Source organism: Klebsiella sp. YJ, from assembly GCF_002108615.1.
Taxonomy (GTDB): Bacteria; Pseudomonadota; Gammaproteobacteria; order Enterobacterales; family Enterobacteriaceae; genus Klebsiella; species Klebsiella planticola.
Genome location: NZ_MTEG01000007.1, coordinates 1 through 19,230 on the forward strand (window position 1 = coordinate 1; position 19,230 = coordinate 19,230).

Annotated in this window: 21 protein-coding genes; 11 read left to right on the forward strand and 10 right to left on the reverse strand. The window is 60.0% G+C overall.

Annotated features, from left to right (window positions below; all coding sequences use genetic code 11):
- Positions 1-649 precede the first annotated feature (649 nt).
- The 9 genes from hycI to hycA form a co-directional block, all read right to left on the reverse strand.
- Positions 650-1,105, reverse strand: a complete 456-nt coding sequence (gene hycI, locus BV390_RS08890; protein WP_032690992.1) for a hydrogenase maturation peptidase HycI — start codon at positions 1,103-1,105, stop codon at positions 650-652.
- Positions 1,098-1,508 (reverse strand): formate hydrogenlyase maturation HycH family protein, encoded by a 411-nt coding sequence (locus BV390_RS08895; protein WP_085396845.1) that lies wholly within the window; start codon positions 1,506-1,508, stop codon positions 1,098-1,100. Before BV390_RS08895 ends, hycI begins: the two co-directional genes overlap by 8 nt.
- Positions 1,505-2,272 (reverse strand): NADH-quinone oxidoreductase subunit B family protein, encoded by a 768-nt coding sequence (locus tag BV390_RS08900; RefSeq protein WP_032690990.1) that lies wholly within the window; start codon positions 2,270-2,272, stop codon positions 1,505-1,507. Before BV390_RS08900 ends, BV390_RS08895 begins: the two co-directional genes overlap by 4 nt.
- Positions 2,272-2,814 (reverse strand): formate hydrogenlyase complex iron-sulfur subunit, encoded by a 543-nt coding sequence (locus tag BV390_RS08905; protein WP_004866880.1) that lies wholly within the window; start codon positions 2,812-2,814, stop codon positions 2,272-2,274. Before BV390_RS08905 ends, BV390_RS08900 begins: the two co-directional genes overlap by 1 nt.
- Positions 2,815-2,823: 9 nt before the next feature.
- The gene (gene hycE, locus BV390_RS08910; RefSeq protein ID WP_032690989.1) at positions 2,824-4,533 is read right to left on the reverse strand and encodes a formate hydrogenlyase subunit HycE; all 1,710 of its coding nucleotides are present in this window, start codon (positions 4,531-4,533) and stop codon (positions 2,824-2,826) included.
- Positions 4,534-4,549: 16 nt separating this feature from the next.
- A complete protein-coding gene (locus BV390_RS08915) occupies positions 4,550-5,473 on the reverse strand; it encodes a respiratory chain complex I subunit 1 family protein (protein WP_032690988.1) in 924 nt (307 codons plus the stop codon).
- A 2-nt stretch (positions 5,474-5,475) separates the two neighbouring features.
- The gene (gene hycC / locus BV390_RS08920; protein ID WP_064384400.1) at positions 5,476-7,302 is read right to left on the reverse strand and encodes a formate hydrogenlyase subunit 3; all 1,827 of its coding nucleotides are present in this window, start codon (positions 7,300-7,302) and stop codon (positions 5,476-5,478) included.
- The gene (locus tag BV390_RS08925; RefSeq protein ID WP_004866887.1) at positions 7,299-7,907 is read right to left on the reverse strand and encodes a 4Fe-4S dicluster domain-containing protein; all 609 of its coding nucleotides are present in this window, start codon (positions 7,905-7,907) and stop codon (positions 7,299-7,301) included. Before BV390_RS08925 ends, hycC begins: the two co-directional genes overlap by 4 nt.
- Before the next feature lie 82 nt (positions 7,908-7,989).
- Positions 7,990-8,439 carry a formate hydrogenlyase regulator HycA gene (gene hycA / locus BV390_RS08930; protein ID WP_032691080.1) on the reverse strand — a complete coding sequence of 150 codons (450 nt, stop codon included), beginning with the start codon at positions 8,437-8,439 and terminating at the stop codon, positions 7,990-7,992.
- A gap of 211 nt (positions 8,440-8,650) precedes the next feature.
- Between hycA and hypA the strand changes: the two genes are divergently transcribed.
- The 11 genes from hypA to sitD all read left to right on the forward strand — a co-directional run bounded on the left by hypA (position 8,651) and on the right by sitD (position 18,749).
- Positions 8,651-9,052 carry a hydrogenase maturation nickel metallochaperone HypA gene (gene hypA, locus BV390_RS08935; RefSeq protein ID WP_050496815.1) on the forward strand — a complete coding sequence of 134 codons (402 nt, stop codon included), beginning with the start codon at positions 8,651-8,653 and terminating at the stop codon, positions 9,050-9,052.
- A gap of 29 nt (positions 9,053-9,081) precedes the next feature.
- Positions 9,082-9,954 (forward strand): hydrogenase nickel incorporation protein HypB, encoded by an 873-nt coding sequence (gene hypB / locus BV390_RS08940; RefSeq protein WP_047663412.1) that lies wholly within the window; start codon positions 9,082-9,084, stop codon positions 9,952-9,954.
- Positions 9,945-10,217 carry a HypC/HybG/HupF family hydrogenase formation chaperone gene (locus tag BV390_RS08945; protein ID WP_004866894.1) on the forward strand — a complete coding sequence of 91 codons (273 nt, stop codon included), beginning with the start codon at positions 9,945-9,947 and terminating at the stop codon, positions 10,215-10,217. The genes hypB and BV390_RS08945 overlap by 10 nt, the downstream gene beginning before the upstream one ends.
- Entirely contained in the window at positions 10,217-11,338 is a 1,122-nt protein-coding gene (gene hypD / locus BV390_RS08950) for a hydrogenase formation protein HypD (protein ID WP_032696773.1), read from the forward strand. The genes BV390_RS08945 and hypD overlap by 1 nt, the downstream gene beginning before the upstream one ends.
- Complete coding sequence (gene hypE / locus BV390_RS08955; protein WP_032698928.1) at positions 11,335-12,345, forward strand: hydrogenase expression/formation protein HypE; 1,011 nt, start codon at positions 11,335-11,337, stop codon at positions 12,343-12,345. The genes hypD and hypE overlap by 4 nt, the downstream gene beginning before the upstream one ends.
- Positions 12,346-12,581: 236 nt before the next feature.
- Positions 12,582-14,654, forward strand: coding sequence for a formate hydrogenlyase transcriptional activator FlhA (flhA, locus tag BV390_RS08960; RefSeq protein ID WP_032690983.1), 2,073 nt, complete (start codon positions 12,582-12,584; stop codon positions 14,652-14,654).
- A 38-nt stretch (positions 14,655-14,692) separates the two neighbouring features.
- A complete protein-coding gene (locus BV390_RS08965) occupies positions 14,693-15,121 on the forward strand; it encodes a TOBE domain-containing protein (RefSeq protein ID WP_032690982.1) in 429 nt (142 codons plus the stop codon).
- 196 nt (positions 15,122-15,317) lie between these two features.
- Entirely contained in the window at positions 15,318-16,235 is a 918-nt protein-coding gene (locus tag BV390_RS08970; RefSeq protein WP_032690981.1) for a metal ABC transporter substrate-binding protein, read from the forward strand.
- A complete protein-coding gene (locus tag BV390_RS08975; protein ID WP_032690980.1) occupies positions 16,232-17,053 on the forward strand; it encodes a manganese/iron ABC transporter ATP-binding protein in 822 nt (273 codons plus the stop codon). The genes BV390_RS08970 and BV390_RS08975 overlap by 4 nt, the downstream gene beginning before the upstream one ends.
- Positions 17,050-17,901 carry an iron/manganese ABC transporter permease subunit SitC gene (gene sitC / locus BV390_RS08980; RefSeq protein WP_032690979.1) on the forward strand — a complete coding sequence of 284 codons (852 nt, stop codon included), beginning with the start codon at positions 17,050-17,052 and terminating at the stop codon, positions 17,899-17,901. Before BV390_RS08975 ends, sitC begins: the two co-directional genes overlap by 4 nt.
- Positions 17,892-18,749 (forward strand): iron/manganese ABC transporter permease subunit SitD, encoded by an 858-nt coding sequence (gene sitD / locus BV390_RS08985; RefSeq protein ID WP_162180070.1) that lies wholly within the window; start codon positions 17,892-17,894, stop codon positions 18,747-18,749. Before sitC ends, sitD begins: the two co-directional genes overlap by 10 nt.
- Positions 18,750-18,829: 80 nt before the next feature.
- On the opposite strand, the gene BV390_RS08990 is transcribed toward sitD, so the two are convergent.
- Positions 18,830-19,174: a nitrous oxide-stimulated promoter family protein gene (locus BV390_RS08990; RefSeq protein WP_032690978.1), complete on the reverse strand. Its 345-nt coding sequence runs from the start codon at positions 19,172-19,174 to the stop codon at positions 18,830-18,832.
- Positions 19,175-19,230 lie beyond the last annotated feature (56 nt).

The window sequence follows — 19,230 nt, forward strand, 5'->3', positions numbered from 1 at the left end:
GCACGGCACCGCCTGCGGGAACTCGCCGGGCGGCGCTGCGCTTGCACCGGCCTACAAGACCGTAGGCCCGGTAAGCCAGTGCCCGGGCAGATGCGCGCCACCGCCTGCGGGAACTCGCCGGGCGGCGCTGCGCTTGCAGCGGCCTATAAGACCGTAGACCCGGTAAGCCAGGAGCCTGGACAGGTGCGCGGCACCGCCTGCGGAAATTCGCCGGGCGGCGCTGCGCTTGCAGCGGCCTACAAGACCGTAGGCCCGGTAAGCCAGGAGCCCGGACAGGTGTGCTGCACCGCCTGCGGAAATTCGCCGGGCGGCGCTGCGCTTGCTCCGGCCTACAAGACCGTAGGCCCGGTAAGCCAGGAGCCCGGACAGGTGCGCGGCACCACCTCCGGGAATTCGCCGGGCGGCGCTGCGCTTGCAGCGGCCTACAAGACCATAGGCCCGGTAAGCCAGTGCCCGGGCAGGTGCGCGGCACCGCCTGCGGAAATTCGCCGGGCGGCGCTGCGCTTGCACCGGCCTACAAGACCGTAGGCCCGGTAAGCCAGTGCCCGGGCAGGTGTGCTGCACCGTCTGCGGGAACTCGCCGGGGCGCTGCGCTTGCAGCAGCCTACAAGACCGTAGGCCCGGTAAGCGCAGCGCCACCGGGCATGGCTCAGAGCGCGGAAAATCCGCCGTCGCCAGCCCACCCATCCAGCCGCGCATACACCGTCGCTACCGCATCCTTAATGGGCTGGGTCATCGGGTAATAAAAGCCGACGATATCCGGCTGAATCCCAAGAAAAATCACCTCTCCCACGTCCTCTTGCAACTGATCAATCAGATAGTTAAGCGGCATATTGTGGGTGGTCATCATAAACATTTCGGCAATATCGTCCGGGTCAACGAGGCGGATTTCTCCGGGGTTGAGTCCCATATCGGTGGCATCGACGATCAGCAGGCGCTCGGGACGCAGTTCGCGAATGGCGACGATGTCGTTTTCCGGGGCGCTGCCGCCATCAATCACCACCCATTCACCGACCGGGTTGGCGGCGCACATCTCCGCCAACAGCGGGCCTGCGCCATCATCGCCCATCATGCTGTTGCCAACACAAAGTAAAACGTCAGTCACGGAGTCTCCTCACCATCAGATAGATGGCGCTTTCCTGGTGAATATCGTGCAGCATGCTGAGCATCGTTTTGCTCCACGCCTGCTGTTCGGGGGTCTGCCGGACCTGCGCTTTATCGAAGGCGTTGGCGAGCATCGTGACATGATTGCTGTCGATCACTATCTCGCCGTACTTCGGCACGCCCTCCATTTTACGCCGCGCGGTGCTGCCCTCTTCGAGAGTGGAAATCCACGCCAGATATGCCTGCCACGGGCAGCTTAGCGCCGCCTCCAGACAGTCGATGACGCCGAGGTGGTGGCCAATCGCCAGGCTGTAATAGACCACCTGCTGCGCCTGATCGGGCGTCGCGTCGTTCTCATCAATAAATTTACGGCTCAGCTGACTGAACACCACCGTCTCGCTCATCGGATACGCGCCCCCTCGACCACCTGGTTCAGATGGGTGACTATCTCGGTCAGACGCGGATCTTTTTCCGCCTCCAGCCAGCGCACCACCTGACTATCGCCCTGCGCCAGCAGGCGCATATAGTCATCGGCAATCTGGCGGCCATAGCGATAGCCCGCCAGGCGACGCGCTTCGCGGTCGATACGCACGCGCAGCGGCTGCACCATGCCGGGGTGGAGAATTTCCGCCGCTTTGTCATCCTGCTCGCCCGGTAGACGGGCATGAATTTTCTGTTCCAGCAGACCCAGCGCCATCGCAAAGCCGTATAGCGTGGCGGCAGGAGTCGGCGGACAGCCCGGAATATAGACGTCCACCGGAACAATTTTGTCGGTTCCGCCCCACACGCAGTAAAGGTCGTGGAAAATACCGCCGCTGTTGCCGCAGGCGCCGTAGGAGATGCAGATTTTCGGATCCGGCGCCGACTGCCAGGCACGCAGCGCCGGCGAACGCATGGCGCGAGTCACCGCGCCGGTAAACAGCAGAATATCGGCATGGCGCGGTGACGGCACCACTTTGATCCCGAAGCGTTCGGCATCAAACAGCGGTGACAGGGTGGCGAAAATCTCGATTTCGCAGCCGTTGCAGCCGCCGCAGTCCACGCGATAGACGTAGGCGGAACGCTTAATTTTCTTCAGCAGCGATGCCTTCATGCTGGCGATGGACTCCTCCACCGTCATCGGCAGCGGAATGCCGTTTTCATCGCGCGGGCCTAGTAAGTTGCTCATCAGCTGGCCTCTCTCATATGGCGAGTCAGTTCAATACGGTCGGACGGCACCAGGCACTTCTGGCGTTTACACTCCGGGCAGGTCTCGAAGCTTTCGCGATGCAGCTCGGCGCGGGTATCGCCGTTGTGCCCGAGCAGCGCAATGGCGTAGTCAATCTCTTTTTGTACGGCGAACGGGCGTTCGCACACCCGGCAATGGCAGATGGCAAAGCGCGACTGCTGCAGGAAATCCTCTTTCTTCCACACCGCCAGTTCATACTCCTGCGATAGCTTGATGGCCGCCGTCGGACACACCTCTTCGCAGCGACCGCAGAAGATGCAGCGCCCGAGGTTGAACTGCCAGGCAAGCTCGCGCGTCACCAGATCCGTTTCCACCGTCAGCGCGTTCGACGGGCAGGCGTTCACGCAGGCCGCGCAGCCGATACACTGCTGCGGCGTATGTTCCGGTTTGCCGCGAAAGTTTTTATCTACCGGCATCGGCTCCAGCGGATAAGCGTGCGTCGCGTTGCCGGTTTTGATCACTTTTTTGATAAAGGTAAACATGGCGATTCCTTATTTCAGCGGCGAGTTTTTACGCTCGATGCTGTAGCGCTCCAGCTCTTTGTACGGCACCACTTTGCTTTTTTTCTTCCGCACATCGACCACGGTCATGCGGTCGGTACAGGAGTAGCAAGGATCGAGGCTACCGATAATCAGCGGAGCGTCGGAGACGGTGTTGCCGCGCAGCATATAGCGCAGGGTCGGCCAGTTGGCGTAGGTAGCCGCCCGGCAGCGCCAGCGGTACAGTTTCTGGTTGTCGCCGGTCATGCTCCAGTGGATATCATCCCCGCGCGGCGCTTCCGAGAAGCCCAGCGCAAAACGGTGCGGGATATAGGTAAAGCCTTCCACCGCCAGCGGGCCGCCCGGCAGATTATCGAGGCCGAAGTCGATCATATTCAGCGCAGTGTAGACTTCGTTGATACGTACCTTCAGACGCGAAATCACGTCGCAGCCCTGTTCGCTGTGCACCTCCATCGGCAGCAGGCCGTAACCGACAAACGGGTGGTCGGCGCGGGTGTCGCGGGCGTGACCGCTGGCGCGCACCATCGGGCCGACGTTGCTGAAATCACGGGCGATTTGCGGGTCGAGGCGGCCAATCCCCACGGTACGCTGCTCCATATTCGGCGTGCTGAGCAGCATATCGACCAGCTCCTGCACGTCGCGGCGCATCTGCTGCGCCAGCGCTCTTGTCTGGATCATGTCCTCTTTCAGCAGGTCGCGGCGGATGCCACCAATCAGGTTCATCCCGTAGGTTTTACGCGCCCCGGTGAGAATCTCCGCCATCTTCATTGACGTCTCACGCACGCGGAAGAACTGCATAAACCCGGAGTCAAAACCGGTGAAGTGGCAGGCGAGGCCGAGGTTCAGCAGGTGCGAGTGCAGGCGTTCCACTTCCAGCAGGATGGCGCGGATCATCTGCGCACGTTCCGGGACGACGATCCCCATCGCATTCTCGACGGAGGTGGTATAGGCCGTACTGTGGGCAAAGCCGCAGATACCGCACACCCTGTCCGACAGGAAGGTCACTTCGTTATAACCCATGCGGGTTTCCGCCAGCTTTTCCATGCCCCGATGGACATAGAACAGGCGGTAATCGGCGTCGATAATATTCTCGCCGTCGACAAACAGGCGGAAATGGCCGGGTTCATCGGAGGTGACGTGCAGCGGGCCAATCGGCACCACGTTATTTTTCTTACTGCCCAGCTCGTTGATGAACTCGTAGGTTTCCGCATCGGTGGTCGGCGCCGGACGCTGACGATAATCCATGCTGTCTTTACGCAGCGGATAAAGTTCATCAGGCCAGTCGTCCGGCAGCACCAGCCGGCGCTCATCCGGCAGTCCCACCGGTATCAGACCGTACATATCGCGCACTTCGCGCTCGCCCCAGACGGCGGCAGGCACCCGCGGCGTCACCGACGGATATTCCGGCTTGTCGGCATCCACTTCGACGCGCACGGTGATCCAGCACCGGGTCCCCTGCTCCATCGACAGCACGTAATACACGGCATAGTGGCCGTTAAGCTTACGTTCGTCGTTACCGAACAGCACCGACAGCCAGCCGCCCTGCTGGTAGTAGAGGAACTCCACGACTTCCGGGAGATAGTTGACCTTCACCGTCACGGTGAGCTGATCTTTGGTCTGCCAGGCTTCGTCGAGCACCACGCCCGGGAAGGCCTGATGCAGCGCGGCGAGATAGTGTTGACCGATTTTTTCTTCAGACATGCTCAAACTCTCTTAATCACGCCGCCAGCAAGGAGACGAAAGCTAAAAACGCAAAGCCAAAACCGGCCCAGGTAACGCGGGAAGTGGCACAAAAACGCAGACGCGCCATGCTGTTTTCAAACAGCGCGATAACCAGCACGCCTGCCACCAGCTTGACGATGGCAGCAACCAGCGCCAGCAGCAGGCCGCCGAGGCTAAAACTGGTCATCGCTCCCCACGGAATAAAGACGCCGACAAACATCTGCAGCACGACCAGCTGTTTGAGGCTGATGCCCCATTTCAGTACCGCAAAGCCGCTGCCGCTGTATTCGGTCAGCGGCCCTTCCTGCAGCTCCTGCTCCGCTTCCGCCAGGTCGAACGGCAGCTTGCCCATTTCGATAAAGGTGGCGAACGCGCAGGCGCACAGCGCCAGGACCAGCGGTACCGAGTGGGCTGCGGGCCAGTGATAAATGGTGGCGGCGATCCGGCTGATGTGCGTGGAGCCGGCAACCTGCGCCGCAACCCATAGGCCCAGCAGCAGAATCGGCTCCACCAGCACGCCGAGCATCGCTTCGCGGCTGGCGCCGATCGCGGTAAACGGGCTACCGGTATCCAGACCGGCAATCGCAAAGAAGAAACGGGCAATCGCGAACAGGTAGATCAGCGTAATCAGATCGCCCAGTCCCGCCAGCGGCGACGAGACGGTCACCACCGGCAGCGCGCTGGCAATGGTCAACATCACGCCGACCATCACGAAGGGGGTCAGGCGAAAGACCCAGCCGGAAACATCCGGCCCGACGCTCTGGCGGCCCAGCAGCTTGAAGATATCCCGGTACTCCTGCAGCACGCCCGGACCGCGGCGATTATGCAAGCGAGCGCGGGCTACGCGGGTGATGCCGGACAGCAGAGGCGCGGCGGCAAACAGCAGCAGCGCCTGTAATAGTGCAATTAAAACGCTCATTCTCAGGCTCCTCGCGAAATGACAATGACCACCAGCGCCGCCAGCTCGACTAACGCCACGCCGCGGAACAGCGCGGGCGCCGAGGCGGACTGCCAGCCGGGAACCAGACGTACCGGATTCAGCCAGTGACGCAATTTCAGCAGCGGCGCGAAGGCCTCTTTAACCGGCATGGCAAAACCATGAGCGGTGATGACCATCGATTTTTCATGGTCGTAGCCGCAGACCCATGCCGCACCGCGGGAGCGCGCAGGCAGACGGTCGCCTTTAAAGAAGATCATCAGCAGGAACGGCAGCAGCGGACAGGCCAGCAGCAGAATGGCGATCAGCGGCTGCGACACCACGCTTGAGACCTGCGCCTGAACCGGTAGTACCCCGCCGACCAGCGTCAACAGCCACGGCGCGGCGACCCCGCCCGCCACGCAGCAGAGCGCGGCGAGTACCACGCTGACCGTCATCAGCAGCGGGGCGCGGGTGGCGTTCTCCGCTTCCGGAGTCCGCGGTGCGCCGAGGAAGGTCACGCCGTACACTTTCGCCATACACATCACCGCCAGCGCGCCGGTAATCGCCAGGCCAACGGCAAGCAGCGGCCCAAGCAGACGGCCGATAAAGGCGTCGCTGGTGCTCAGTTTGAAGAAGGACTGGTAGATAACCCACTCGCCGGCAAAGCCGTTCAGCGGCGGCAGCGCAGCCATCGCCATCAGGCCGACCAACATAGAGAGCGAAATCAGCGGCATTCTTTTGCCCATCCCGCCCAGTTTTTCGATATCGCGGTGGCCGGTACGGAACCACACGGCGCCGGCGCCAAGGAACAGCGTCGTTTTGAACACATTGTGGTTGATCAGGTGGTACATGCCGCCGATGAAACCCAGCACCATCAGGCTACTGCTGTTGAGCGCCAGACCGGTGACGAAGGCGCCAAGCCCCAGCAAAATAATGCCGATATTTTCGAGGGTGTGATATGCCAGCAGACGCTGAATATTGTGCTCCATCAGGGCATACAGTCCGCCGATAAACGCGGTTATCATCCCCACGACCAGCAGCAACACGCCCCACCACAGCGGCGGCGCGCTCCCGGCAAGCGAGACCGTTAAGATGCCGAACAGACCGACTTTCATCACCACTGTGGAGAACAGCGCGGCGGCCGGCGCGCTGGCCCCGGCGTGCGCCTGCGGCGCCCAGCCGTGCAGCGGGATAACGCCCGCCAGCAGCGCGAAACCGACGAGCGCCGGCAGCCACAGCAGCATATTTTGCGGGGCATGGGCGGCGAGCAGGCTAATCTGCCCCAGGTCGAGGGTGCCGTAGAACGACCACACCAGCCAGCAGCTCCACGCCATCAGCAGCGTTCCCAGACGTCCCAACGCAAACCACAGCTTTGCGGATTGCGCGCAGCCGGTCAGAAATGCCCCGCACAGGGCCATCATCTCCGCCATCACCACCAGCGTGCCGAAGTTGGTTGCCACCACGGCACAAGTTGCCGAAGCCAGCAGCAGATTGACCAACAGACCGTTGGCTTTCACCTGCGAATGACGGTGCCAGACGATATTAAACAGGGCGATGGGCAGTGCGCTGAGGCCAATGGCGAGCAGCCATAGCGCATTGATGCCGTTCACCCGAACCGGTAAAGAGAGCATCTGCAGCATGCCGTCGCTCACCTGCTCAGGGGTTATCAGCGTCGCGAGGGCGGCGACGATCAGCATCGCGCTGGCCACCGCGCCGCCGATCCCGGCAATCGCACCGCTTAACGGTTTTCTCAGGGTAAAGATAAATGCCAGCACGCCGCTGGCGGCATACCACAGCACCGCCTGATTCACTAAAGAGATCACGCTCATTTCACGCCCTCCTGTTGCGACTGAAACAGCGACAAATCGCCGAGGTCGGTATTAAAGGTCAGCTCACGCTTGCGCTTGCTGGCCTGGGCGATATCGCGGATATCCACCAGCAGCAGCGCTTTCGTCGGACAGGTACGCACACAGGCGGGTCCCTGCTCATCGAAATGGCACAGGTCGCATTTCACGGCGATAGCGCGCACGCCGGGCACCCAGTCGAGCAGCGAACTGACGCGGGCTGGCGCCGGCGGCGCAGCGGGCGCCATAGGGGTATTGGCGTTGGCCGGAATATCCAGCGGACGACTGCCGGAAAATTCAATCGCCCCGAACGGGCAGGCAATCGCGCACAGCTTGCAGCTTACGCACAGGCTTTCATTCAGCTGAACCGCGCCATCGACGCGATTGATAGCATTAACCGGACACACCGCGGCGCAGGGGGCGTCTTCGCAGTGGTGGCACATTTGCGGCGCCGATTCTTTTTCATTACGCATGACCTGTAGTCGCGGCATGGCCTGCAGGCCGTACTGGCGATGCGTCTCTGAGCAGGCGGCTTCGCAGGTGCGGCAGCCGATACAGACGGTGGAGTCAGCAATTACAAAACGGTTCACCGGGCAATCCTCGGGTGAAAGTCATTTTTGACGAAATCAGGGAGTTCAGATGTCATTTTCGACACGTGTCGACACCTTACGATTAATGGGCCAGCGCCAGATGGCTTAAATCCACCGGCTGGTCGTGTTCCATGGCGTCATACAGACGGTCATAGACGCTGGCAATAATGGCCAGGTAATGTTCCAGCACCTGTTCGCGCGAACGGTTGCTGATCCGGCCGTCAACGGTACCGTCGGATGCCAGCGTTGCCTGAGCAATCAAGCGCTTATCATCACCATTGCGCGTTTCGACGTAGTACTCGATGGTGTGGTTGTTGAACCCTTCCGCCAGCGCGACATACACCTGAAAATGTTCAAACAGGACGAAGCACAGCTCTTTGTCCGGCGCGCAGCTCATCGCATGATGCAAACGCGCTTTTGACAGGGTGATGCCCTGAACCAGCGAATTGCAGTACTGGCGCCACTGATCCTGATAGCGGCGGTGACGGTCGGCGATGTAGTCCGCCTTTTCACTTATTTCCCAAATAGTCATCTCGGTCTCCCCGGTTGCATGAGATGCACCGTACAAGCATTTTCCATGCCAAATTTTAATTTATTGATATTTAATGATTTTAATAAAAATACGGCGTGGTGCTGACATGTCGATGACATCCGTCAGCTGTCGTCATCGACAGTTGTTCCGACAGTAGCGATGACCTGGCATCGTTATTGCATATATGGCCCATCGCGATACGGAGGCGACCATGCACGAAATCACTCTTAGCCAGCGGGCGCTGGAAATTATTGAACAGCAGGCGCAGCAGGCCGGCGCGCATCGGGTTACCGGCGTGTGGCTGAAGGTCGGCGCATTTTCCTGCGTGGAAGCCAGCGCATTGACCTTCTGTTTTGAGCTGGTGTGCCGCGGCACGCTGGCGGAAGGCTGCGAACTGCATATTGCCGAACAACAGGCCGAATGCTGGTGCGAATCATGCCAGCAGTACGTGCAACTCATCTCGCAGCACGTGCGGCGCTGTCCGCAGTGCCACAGCGACACGCTGCAGATTGTGGCGGACGACGGCCTACAGATTCAGCGAATAGAAGTGATCCCCGTTAATTCGGATTATCTCGCGGCGGCCAGCGAGCCAGCCGGCAAAGAGACAACGTGAGGATAACGGGACAGACCAGGAGTAAAACTATGTGTACAACTTGCGGCTGTGGGGAAGGCAACCTTTATATCGAAGGTGATGAGCATAACCCCCACTCGGCGTTTCGCAGCGCCCCCTTCGCGCCAGCCCCGCGCCAGACCATGACGATTACCGGCGTCAAAAGCGATAGCTTCTCCCCCACCCGTTCAGAGAGCGGCGACCTGCACTACGGCCACGGCGAAGCGGGTACCCATGCACCGGGTCAAAGCCAGCGCCGGATGCTGGAAGTCGAAATCGACGTGCTGGATAAAAACAATCGTCTGGCGGCCCGCAACCGCGCGCGCTTTGCCGCACGCGGCCAGCTGGTGCTGAACCTGGTCTCCAGCCCGGGCTCCGGCAAAACCACGTTGCTCAGTGAAACCTTGCTGCGTCTGAAAGGAAAAATCGCCTGCGCGGTCATCGAAGGCGACCAGCAGACGGTCAATGATGCGGCACGCATTCGCGCTACCGGCACGCCGGCCATTCAGGTCAATACCGGAAAGGGCTGCCACCTTGATGCGCAGATGATTGCCGATGCCGCCCCACGTCTGCCGTTGGCGGATAACGGTATGCTGTTTATTGAAAACGTCGGCAACCTGGTATGCCCGGCGGGCTTCGACCTCGGCGAACGTCACAAGGTGGCGGTGCTGTCGGTCACAGAAGGCGAAGATAAGCCGCTGAAGTATCCGCATATGTTCGCCGCCGCCAGCCTGATGCTGCTGAATAAAATCGACCTGCTGCCGTACCTCAACTTTGATGTAGAGAAGTGCCTCGCCTGCGCGCGGGAGGTCAATCCCCATATTGAAATCATTATGCTGTCCGCCACCAGCGGCGAAGGCATGGATAAGTGGCTCAGCTGGCTGGAGGCGCAGACATGTGCATAGGCATTCCGGGGCAAATCTGCGCCATTGACGGTAACCTGGCGAAGGTCGAAGTGTGCGGCATCCAACGCGAAGTCGATCTGACGCTGGTAGGAAGCGTTGATGAACAGGGGCAGCCGCGACTCGGCCAGTGGGTTCTGGTCCACGTGGGCTTCGCCATGAGCATTATTAATGAAGCGGAAGCCCGCGATACCCTTGAGGCGCTGCAAAATATGTTTGAAGTCGAGCCTGACGTGGGCGCGCTGCTGTACGGCGAGGAGCGATAATGCGTTTTGTTGATGAATATCGCGCGCCGGAGCAGGTGATGCAGCTGGTTGAACATCTTCAGGCGCGCGCGCATCTGCTGCCTCATACCGCCGGGCATCCGCTGCGTATTATGGAAGTGTGCGGCGGCCATACGCACGCCATCTTTAAATTCGGTCTCGACCAGCTGCTGCCGGAGAATATCGAATTTATTCACGGCCCCGGCTGCCCGGTCTGCGTTCTGCCGATGGGGCGCATCGACACCTGTATCGATATCGCCAGCCGCCCGGGGGTGATGTTCTGCACCTTCGGCGATGCCATGCGCGTCCCCGGTAAAAACGGCTCCCTGCTGCAGGCGAAATCTCGCGGCGCCGATGTGCGTATCGTCTATTCACCGATGGATGCGCTGAAGCTGGCGCAGCAGAACCCGCAGCGGGAGGTGGTCTTCTTTGGCCTCGGTTTTGAAACCACCATGCCCGCTACCGCGCTGACGCTGCGTCAGGCTCGCGAGCGCAACGTGGATAACTTCTTCTTTTTTTGCCAGCACATCACCCTGCTCCCGACCCTGCGCAGTCTGCTCGACCAGCCTGATAACAGCATCGATGCCTTTCTTGCCCCGGGTCATGTCAGTATGGTCATCGGTACCGAAGCCTACGGATTTATCGCCAGCGACTACCGACGTCCTTTAGTGGTGGCTGGTTTCGAACCTCTTGATCTACTGCAAGGCGCGGTGATGCTGGTTGAGCAGACAATAGCGCAGTGCAGCCAGGTCGAAAATCAGTACCGCCGCGTGGTGCCTGATGAAGGCAACCCGCTGGCGCAAGCGGCGATTGCCGACGTTTTCTGCCTGTCCGGCGATAGCGAATGGCGCGGGCTGGGGGTCATCAACAACTCCGGCGTAGGCCTGACGCCCGCCTATCAGCGCTTTGACGCTGAAGCCCATTTTCAGCCGGCGCCGCAGCGCGTCTGCGACGATCCGCGCGCCCGCTGTGGCGATGTGCTGACCGGCCGCTGTAAGCCGCATCAGTGTCCGCTGTTCGGGCAAGTGTGTAACCCGCAAAGCGCGTTTGGCGCGCTGATGGTCTCATCAGAAGGCGCATGCGCCGCCTGGTATCAATATCGCAGTCAGGAAAATGAAGCATGAAAAGCGTCCAGTTAGCTCACGGTAGCGGGGGTCAGGCGATGCAGCAGCTGATCGCCTCCCTGTTTATGCAGGCGTTCGCCAACCCGTGGCTGGCAGAGCAGGAAGATCAGGCGCGTCTCGATCTGGCGCAGCTTACCGCTCAGGGCGATCGTCTCGCCTTTTCCACCGACAGCTACGTTATCGATCCGCTGTTTTTCCCCGGCGGCGACATCGGCAAGCTGGCAGTATGCGGCACCGCCAACGACGTGGCGGTCAGCGGTGCTCTGCCGCGCTATCTCTCCTGCGGATTTATTCTCGAAGAGGGGCTGGAGATGGCTACCCTGGAACGGGTGGTCAGCAGCATGGCCCGTACCGCGCAGGCCGCTGAGATTGCCATCGTCACCGGCGATACCAAAGTCGTCCCGCGCGGCGCGGCGGATAAACTGTTTATCAATACCGCCGGGATCGGCGCCATTCCGGCGGATATTCGCTGGGGGGCACAACAGATCGCTCCCGGCGACGTCCTGCTGGTCAGCGGCACGCTGGGCGACCACGGCGCCACCATTCTCAACCTCCGCGAACAGCTGGGTCTGGACGGCGCGCTGGCCAGCGACTGTGCGGTGCTGACGCCGCTTATTCAGACGCTGCGCGCTGTTCCCGGCATCAAAGCGCTACGCGATGCGACCCGCGGCGGAGTGAACGCGGTGGCTCATGAGTTCGCCGCCGCCAGCGGCTGCGGCATTGAGCTACATGAACAGAAGCTGCCGGTGAACGAGACCGTACGCGGGGTGTGCGAACTGTTAGGCCTGGAGGCGCTAAACTTCGCCAATGAAGGCAAGCTGGTGATAGCCGTCGCCCGGGAAGCGGCGGAGGCCGCGCTGGCGCAGCTGCAAAGCCACCCGCTTGGCCGCCACGCCGCGATTATCGGCGACGTGGTTGAGCGTACCGGCGTGCGCACGATCGGCCTGTATGGCGTGAAGCGGACGCTGGACCTTCCCCATGCCGAGCCGCTGCCGCGAATTTGTTAACGGAAAACGGCTCCCCGGATTGCGGCTAACGCCTTATCCGGGCTACCGGCTACGCACGGACCTGTAGCCCGGCTAAACGCAGCGCGAGCCGGGAAAAGCCAGCATCATTATCCGGCCCAAATCCGCGGGCGACCTCGGATGGGTTGGCGGCGGCAACAACCGCTTTATTAACATACTATTATTTGTGTCACCACTTTCTTACGTGCCGCTTTGCGGGTGCGTTTTGGACTTCAGTAATGTCGTATACACCATTGGGCGATTTCGGGCAGCAAGGGCTGTTCGATATCACCCGTATTTTATTACAGCAGCCTGACCTGGCGGCGCTGAGTGAAACGCTAACCCGTCTGGTTCAGCAATCCGCGCTGGCGGATCGTGCGGCGATTATTCTGTGGAACGCCGGAAACCATCGTGCGGCAAGGTACGGTTGTGACGAAGCGGGTCTGCCGGTCAGCTATGAAGATGAGACCGTACTGGCACACGGGCCGGTGCGTCGCCTGCTGTCGCGTCCCGATGCGCTGCACTGTGACAAGGCGACCTTTGTCGAGGCCTGGCCTCAGCTGGCCAGTAGCGGACTCTATCCACCGTTTGGCTATTACGGCCTGCTGCCGCTGGCGGCGGAAGGTCGCATCTTTGGCGGCTGCGAGTTTATCCGCGACGACGCCCGACCGTGGACCGAGAAAGAGTTCCAGCGGCTGCATACCTTTACCCAGCTGGTTGCGGTGGTGACCGAGCAGATCCAGAGCCGGGTCAGCAACAACGTCGATTACGATCTGTTGTGCCACGAGCGCGACAACTTTCGCATTCTGGTTGCTATCACTAACGCCGTGCTCTCCCGGCTGGATATCGATGAGCTGGTTAGCGAAGTCGCCAAAGAGATTCACCACTATTTCCGTATCGACGCTATCAGCGTGGTGCTACGCAGCAACCGCAAAGGCAAACTGAATATCTACTCGACCCATTATCTCGACGCCAGCCATCCGGTTCACGATCAGAGCGAGGTGAATGAAGCCGGTACGCTGACCGAACGGGTGTTCAAAAGCAAAGAGATGCTGCTGCTCAATTTACACGAGCACGACTCGCTGGCCCCGTACGAGAAAATGCTTTTTGAGATGTGGGGCAACCAGATTCAGACGCTGTGCCTGCTGCCGCTGATGTCTGGCAATACGCTGCTGGGCGTGCTGAAACTGGCGCAGTGCGATGAGAAGGTGTTCACCACCACCAACCTCAAGCTGCTGCGACAAATTGCCGAACGGGTGTCGATCGCCGTCGATAATGCCCTCGCCTATCGCGAAATTCAGCGGCTTAAGGAGCGGCTGGTGGATGAAAATCTGGCGCTCACCGAACAGCTGAATAATGTCGAGAGCGAGTTTGGCGAAATCATCGGCCGCAGCGAAGCGATGCACAGCGTACTCAAGCAGGTCGAAATGGTGGCGCAGAGCGACAGCACCGTGCTGATCCTCGGCGAAACCGGCACCGGCAAAGAGCTGATTGCCCGCGCCATTCATAATCTCAGCGGCCGCAACGCGCGGCGAATGGTCAAGATGAACTGTGCCGCGATGCCCGCCGGGCTGCTGGAAAGCGATCTCTTCGGCCATGAGCGCGGCGCGTTTACCGGCGCCAGCGCTCAGCGCATCGGCCGTTTCGAACTGGCGGATAAAAGCTCATTATTTCTCGATGAAGTGGGCGACATGCCGCTGGAGCTGCAGCCGAAGCTGCTGCGGGTTCTGCAGGAACAGGAGTTTGAACGTCTCGGCAGCAACAAGCTGATCCGCACCGATGTCCGGCTGATCGCCGCCACCAACCGCGATCTCAGGCAGATGGTCGCCGATCGCGAATTCCGCAGCGATCTCTACTATCGTCTGAACGTCTTTCCGATCCATCTGCCGCCGCTGCGCGAGCGTCCGGACGATATCCCGCTGCTGGTCAAGGCGTTTACCTTTAAAATCGCCCGCCGCCTCGGGCGTAACATCGACAGCATTCCGGCAGAAACCCTGCGTACGCTGAGCCACATGGAGTGGCCGGGTAACGTTCGTGAGCTGGAAAACGTGATTGAACGCGCGGTGCTGTTAACCCGCGGCAGCGTGCTGCAGCTGTCGCTGCCGGAGATGAATATCGAGGCGGAGACGATGACGGCCGAAGTGCTGCCGCAAGAGGGCGAGGATGAATATCAGCTGATCGTCCGCGTATTGAAAGAGAGCAACGGCGTGGTCGCCGGGCCGAAAGGAGCGGCGCAGCGGCTGGGATTAAAGCGTACAACGCTGCTTTCCCGCATGAAACGCCTGGGCATTAACAAAGATGAGCTAGTATAAGTCCTGTACTCACTTAATCAGCCACACAAGGAGATTTTATGGCGGTATCAGCACGTAACCAGTTGACCGGCACGGTCAGCGCAGTTGCCGCCGGCGCGGTCAACGATGAAGTGGAATTGACCCTCGCCGGCGGCGCAAAACTGGTGGCGATCGTCACCCACAGCAGCAAAGAGGCGCTGGGTCTGGTTGCCGGTAAAGAAGCCATCGCGCTGATTAAAGCGCCGTGGGTCACCCTGGCCACCGAGGATTGCGGCCTGAAGTTCTCCGCGCGTAATCAGTTTGCCGGGAGCGTCACCCGCATCACTGAAGGGGCGGTCAACGCGACGGTGCACATCAAAACCGACGCGGGCTTCGCTATCATCGCCGTCGTCACCAATGAAAGTCAGGAAGAGATGAAGCTGGTCGAGGGCAGCCGCGTGATTGCGCTAATCAAAGCCTCGGCCATTCTCCTCGCCACCCGCGCGTAATCCGCACTCCAACGCCGCTTCACACGAAACGGCGTTCTTTGATACGTCTTGCCATTTTCCCCGCGACAGCCGGTTTGTACGGCTTTCCTCTCAGCATTTAAATAATAATCATTTTCATTTATAAATAGCCTGTGCTATATAACATAGCAATGGCTATAACAGATGATTAATTAACCACAATGATGTGAGGGATCCTATGCTGCACCTGCCGCCTCTGAAGCACCTGATCTTTACCGCTCTGCTCGGCCTGTTGGCGATCGCCCCGGCTCAGGCCAGCGAAAAATTCAAAGTGATCACCACCTTTACGGTGATTGCCGATATGGCGCAAAACGTCGCCGGAGAGGCGGCCCAGGTCAGCTCGATTACCAAACCCGGCGCCGAGATCCATGAATACCAGCCGACGCCCGGCGATATTAAACGCGCCCAGGGGGCACAGCTGATCCTCACCAACGGTCTGAACCTCGAACTGTGGTTCGCCCGCTTTTATCAGCACCTGAAAGGGGTCCCGGAAGTGGTCGTCAGCGAGGGGATTCAGCCAATGGGGATCAGCGAAGGTCCCTATAACGGTAAGCCCAACCCCCATGCGTGGATGTCGGCGGATAACGCGCTGATCTACGTCGATAACATCCGTGATGCGCTGAGCAAATACGACCCTGCGAATGCGCAGACCTATCGTCAGAATGCCGCCATCTATAAAGAGAAAATCCGCCAGACTATGGCGCCGCTGAAGGCGGAGCTGGCGAAACTGCCGGTAGAGAAGCGTTGGCTGGTGACCAGCGAAGGCGCGTTCTCCTATCTGGCCCGCGACAACGGGCTGAAAGAGCGCTACCTGTGGCCAATCAATGCCGACCAGCAGGGCACGCCGCAGCAGGTGCGTAAAACCATCGACACCATGAAGAAAGAGCATATCCCGACCATCTTCAGCGAAAGCACTATTTCAGATAAACCGGCGCGCCAGGTGGCGCGGGAAGCCGGCGCCCATTATGGCGGCGTGCTTTATGTTGACTCCCTGAGCGCCGCCGATGGCCCGGTACCCACCTACCTGGATCTGCTGCGCGTTACGACGCAAACCATCGTCCAGGGCATCAACGATGGGATGAGGAAACAGCCATGACCGCCGATCTGCCTGGCCTCTCGGTCAACCGGGTCAGCGTAACCTATCGCAACGGCCACACCGCGCTGCGCGATGCCACCTTCAGCGTACCACGCGGCTCCATTGCCGCGCTGGTGGGCATCAACGGTTCGGGAAAATCGACGCTGTTTAAAGCGCTGATGGGCTTTGTTCGTCTGTCCCATGGCGAGATTGCCATACTTGGCCAGCCGGTTCATCGCGCGCTGCGCCAGAACCTGGTGGCCTATGTCCCGCAATCAGAGGACGTTGACTGGACCTTCCCGGTACTGGTGGAGGATGTCGTCATGATGGGCCGCTACGGACATATGGGCTGGCTGCGACGGGCCAAAGCCCATGACCGGGAAGTGGTTGATGCGGCGCTGGCCCGCGTCGGGATGAGCGACTATCGCCACCGGCAAATCGGCGAGCTGTCCGGCGGACAGAAAAAACGGGTGTTCCTTGCCCGCGCCATCGCTCAGCAGGGCAAGGTCATTCTGCTGGATGAGCCGTTTACCGGCGTTGACGTCCAGACCGAAACCCAGATCATCACCCTGCTGCGCGAGCTGCGCGACGACGGCTGTACCCTGCTGGTTTCGACCCACAATCTCGGTTCGGTCAGCGAGTTTTGCGATTACACGGTGATGGTCAAAGGCACCGTGTTGGCCAGCGGACCGACGGAAACAACCTTTACCGCTGCCAACCTCGAACTCGCTTTCAGCGGCGCGCTGCGCCACGTGGTGCTCAGCGGCGGAGAAGAGCAGATTATCACCGACGATGAACGGCCGTTTATCAGCCGTCGGACGACGGGAGGAGAAGGATGAACTGGCTAATCGAGCCCTTCGGCTATCAGTATATGCTGAATGCGATGTGGGTATCGGCGCTGGTGGGCGGCGTGTGCGCCTTTCTCTCCTGCTACCTGATGCTGAAAGGCTGGTCGCTGATTGGCGATGCCCTCTCCCACTCCATCGTACCGGGCGTGGCGGGAGCGTATATGCTCGGCCTGCCCTTCGCCGTCGGCGCTTTTCTCTCCGGAGGACTGGCGGCGGGCAGCATGCTGTTTCTCAACCAGCGTTCGAAGCTCAAAGAGGATGCCATTATCGGTCTGATTTTTTCGTCGTTCTTCGGTATCGGGCTGTTTATGGTGTCGCTCAACCCAACCTCGGTAAATATCCAGACCATTATTCTCGGCAATATCCTGGCGATCGCCCCGGAAGATATTATTCAGCTGGCGGCCATCGGCTCGATTTCAATGGTGATTCTGCTGCTGAAATGGAAAGACCTGATGGTGACCTTTTTCGATGAGAGCCACGCCCGATCCATTGGCCTGAACACCACCGGGCTCAAGCTGTTGTTCTTCACGCTGCTGGCCGCCTGTACCGTGGCGGCATTACAAACCGTGGGCGCCTTCCTGGTCATTTGCCTGGTAGTCACTCCGGGAGCGACCGCCTGGCTGCTGACCGACCGCTTTCCACGCCTGCTGGCGATTGCCGTCGCTATTGGCAGCCTGACCAGTTTTTTCGGCGCCTGGCTGAGCTACTATCTGGATGGCGCAACCGGCGGCATTATCGTCGTGGCCCAGACCTTGCTCTTTCTGGTGACCTTTGTCTTTGCTCCCAAACACGGCCTGCTGGCCAACCGCCGTCGCGCCAGGGAGGGATCATGCTGCTGACCACGCTTCTCGAACCGTTCCAGTTTTCGTTTATGGTCAACGCCATGCTGGTGGCAGCCATCGTCGCCATTCCCTGTGCGCTGCTGTCGGTTTTTCTGGTGCTGAAAGGCTGGGCGTTGATGGGGGATGCCATGAGCCATGCGGTCTTTCCCGGCGTGGTGGTGGCCTATATTGTCGGGATCCCGTTCGCCATTGGCGCCTTTGTTGCCGGGCTATTCTGCGCCATCGCGACCGGCTATCTCGACGATAACAGTCGCATCAAGCGCGATACCATTATGGGTATTGTCTTTTCCGGGATGTTTGGCGCCGGGCTGGTGCTGTATGTCGCTATTCAGTCCGAAGTCCATCTCGACCATATTCTGTTTGGCGATATGTTGGGGATTTCCGCCAGCGATATTGGGCAAACGTCGACGATTGCCCTGGTGATTGCGCTGATTATCGGGCTAAAGTGGCGCGACTTTCTGCTACACGCCTTCGATCCGCATCAGGCTAAAGCCAGCGGATTACGCTGCGGCCTGTTGCACTACGGACTGCTGTGCATGATTGCCCTGACCATCGTGGCGACGCTCAAAGCGGTGGGGATTATTTTGTCAATCTCGCTGCTGATTGCTCCCGGGGCCATTGCTCTGCTGCTGACCCGGCGTTTTATCAGCGCGCTGCTGCTGGCGGTGGCGATTGCCGTAAGCTGTTCGCTGGGCGGCGTGTGGCTATCGTTTTACCTTGACAGTGCCCCGGCGCCGACCATCGTGGTGTTGTTTACCGCGCTGTTTATTATCACCTTTGTCTGGACGTCGGTTCGCGACAATCAAACCCAGGCGACGTCCGCAGAGACCCCGGGTAGCGGCTGACGCCTTACCCGGGCGACCGAACCGCCAGACCGCACGCATTGTCGCCCGGCTAAGCGCTGCGCAAGCCGGGGAAGCCACCGCTACTTTTTAGGCCGGTATTTTTCCGGAAGCTCCGGCACGGGACGCCGGTCATCAATCAGGTGGCGAATCGTCAGAATCGGGTGACGCCAGAGCATTCGCGGCCCCGCCCAGCGCATGATCTGCTTCATTTCTTCGCGTTTTGCCGGCTGGTAGCAGTGGACCGGGCACTGCTTACAGGCCGGCTTCTCTTCGCCAAACACGCATTTATCCAGCCGCTTATCGGCATAGGCGTTCAGCGCCTGATAATGCTCCACGTCAGCCTGCGCGTCCGGGCAGCGGCGCTGATAGAGCGAAATCATGCTGCGGATAGTCTTTTTTTCCCGGTCGATGCGTTGACCCGCCATTGCGCTTCCCCATCAATAAAGATGCAAAAATAATACACCTTTATGACCTCTGGCGC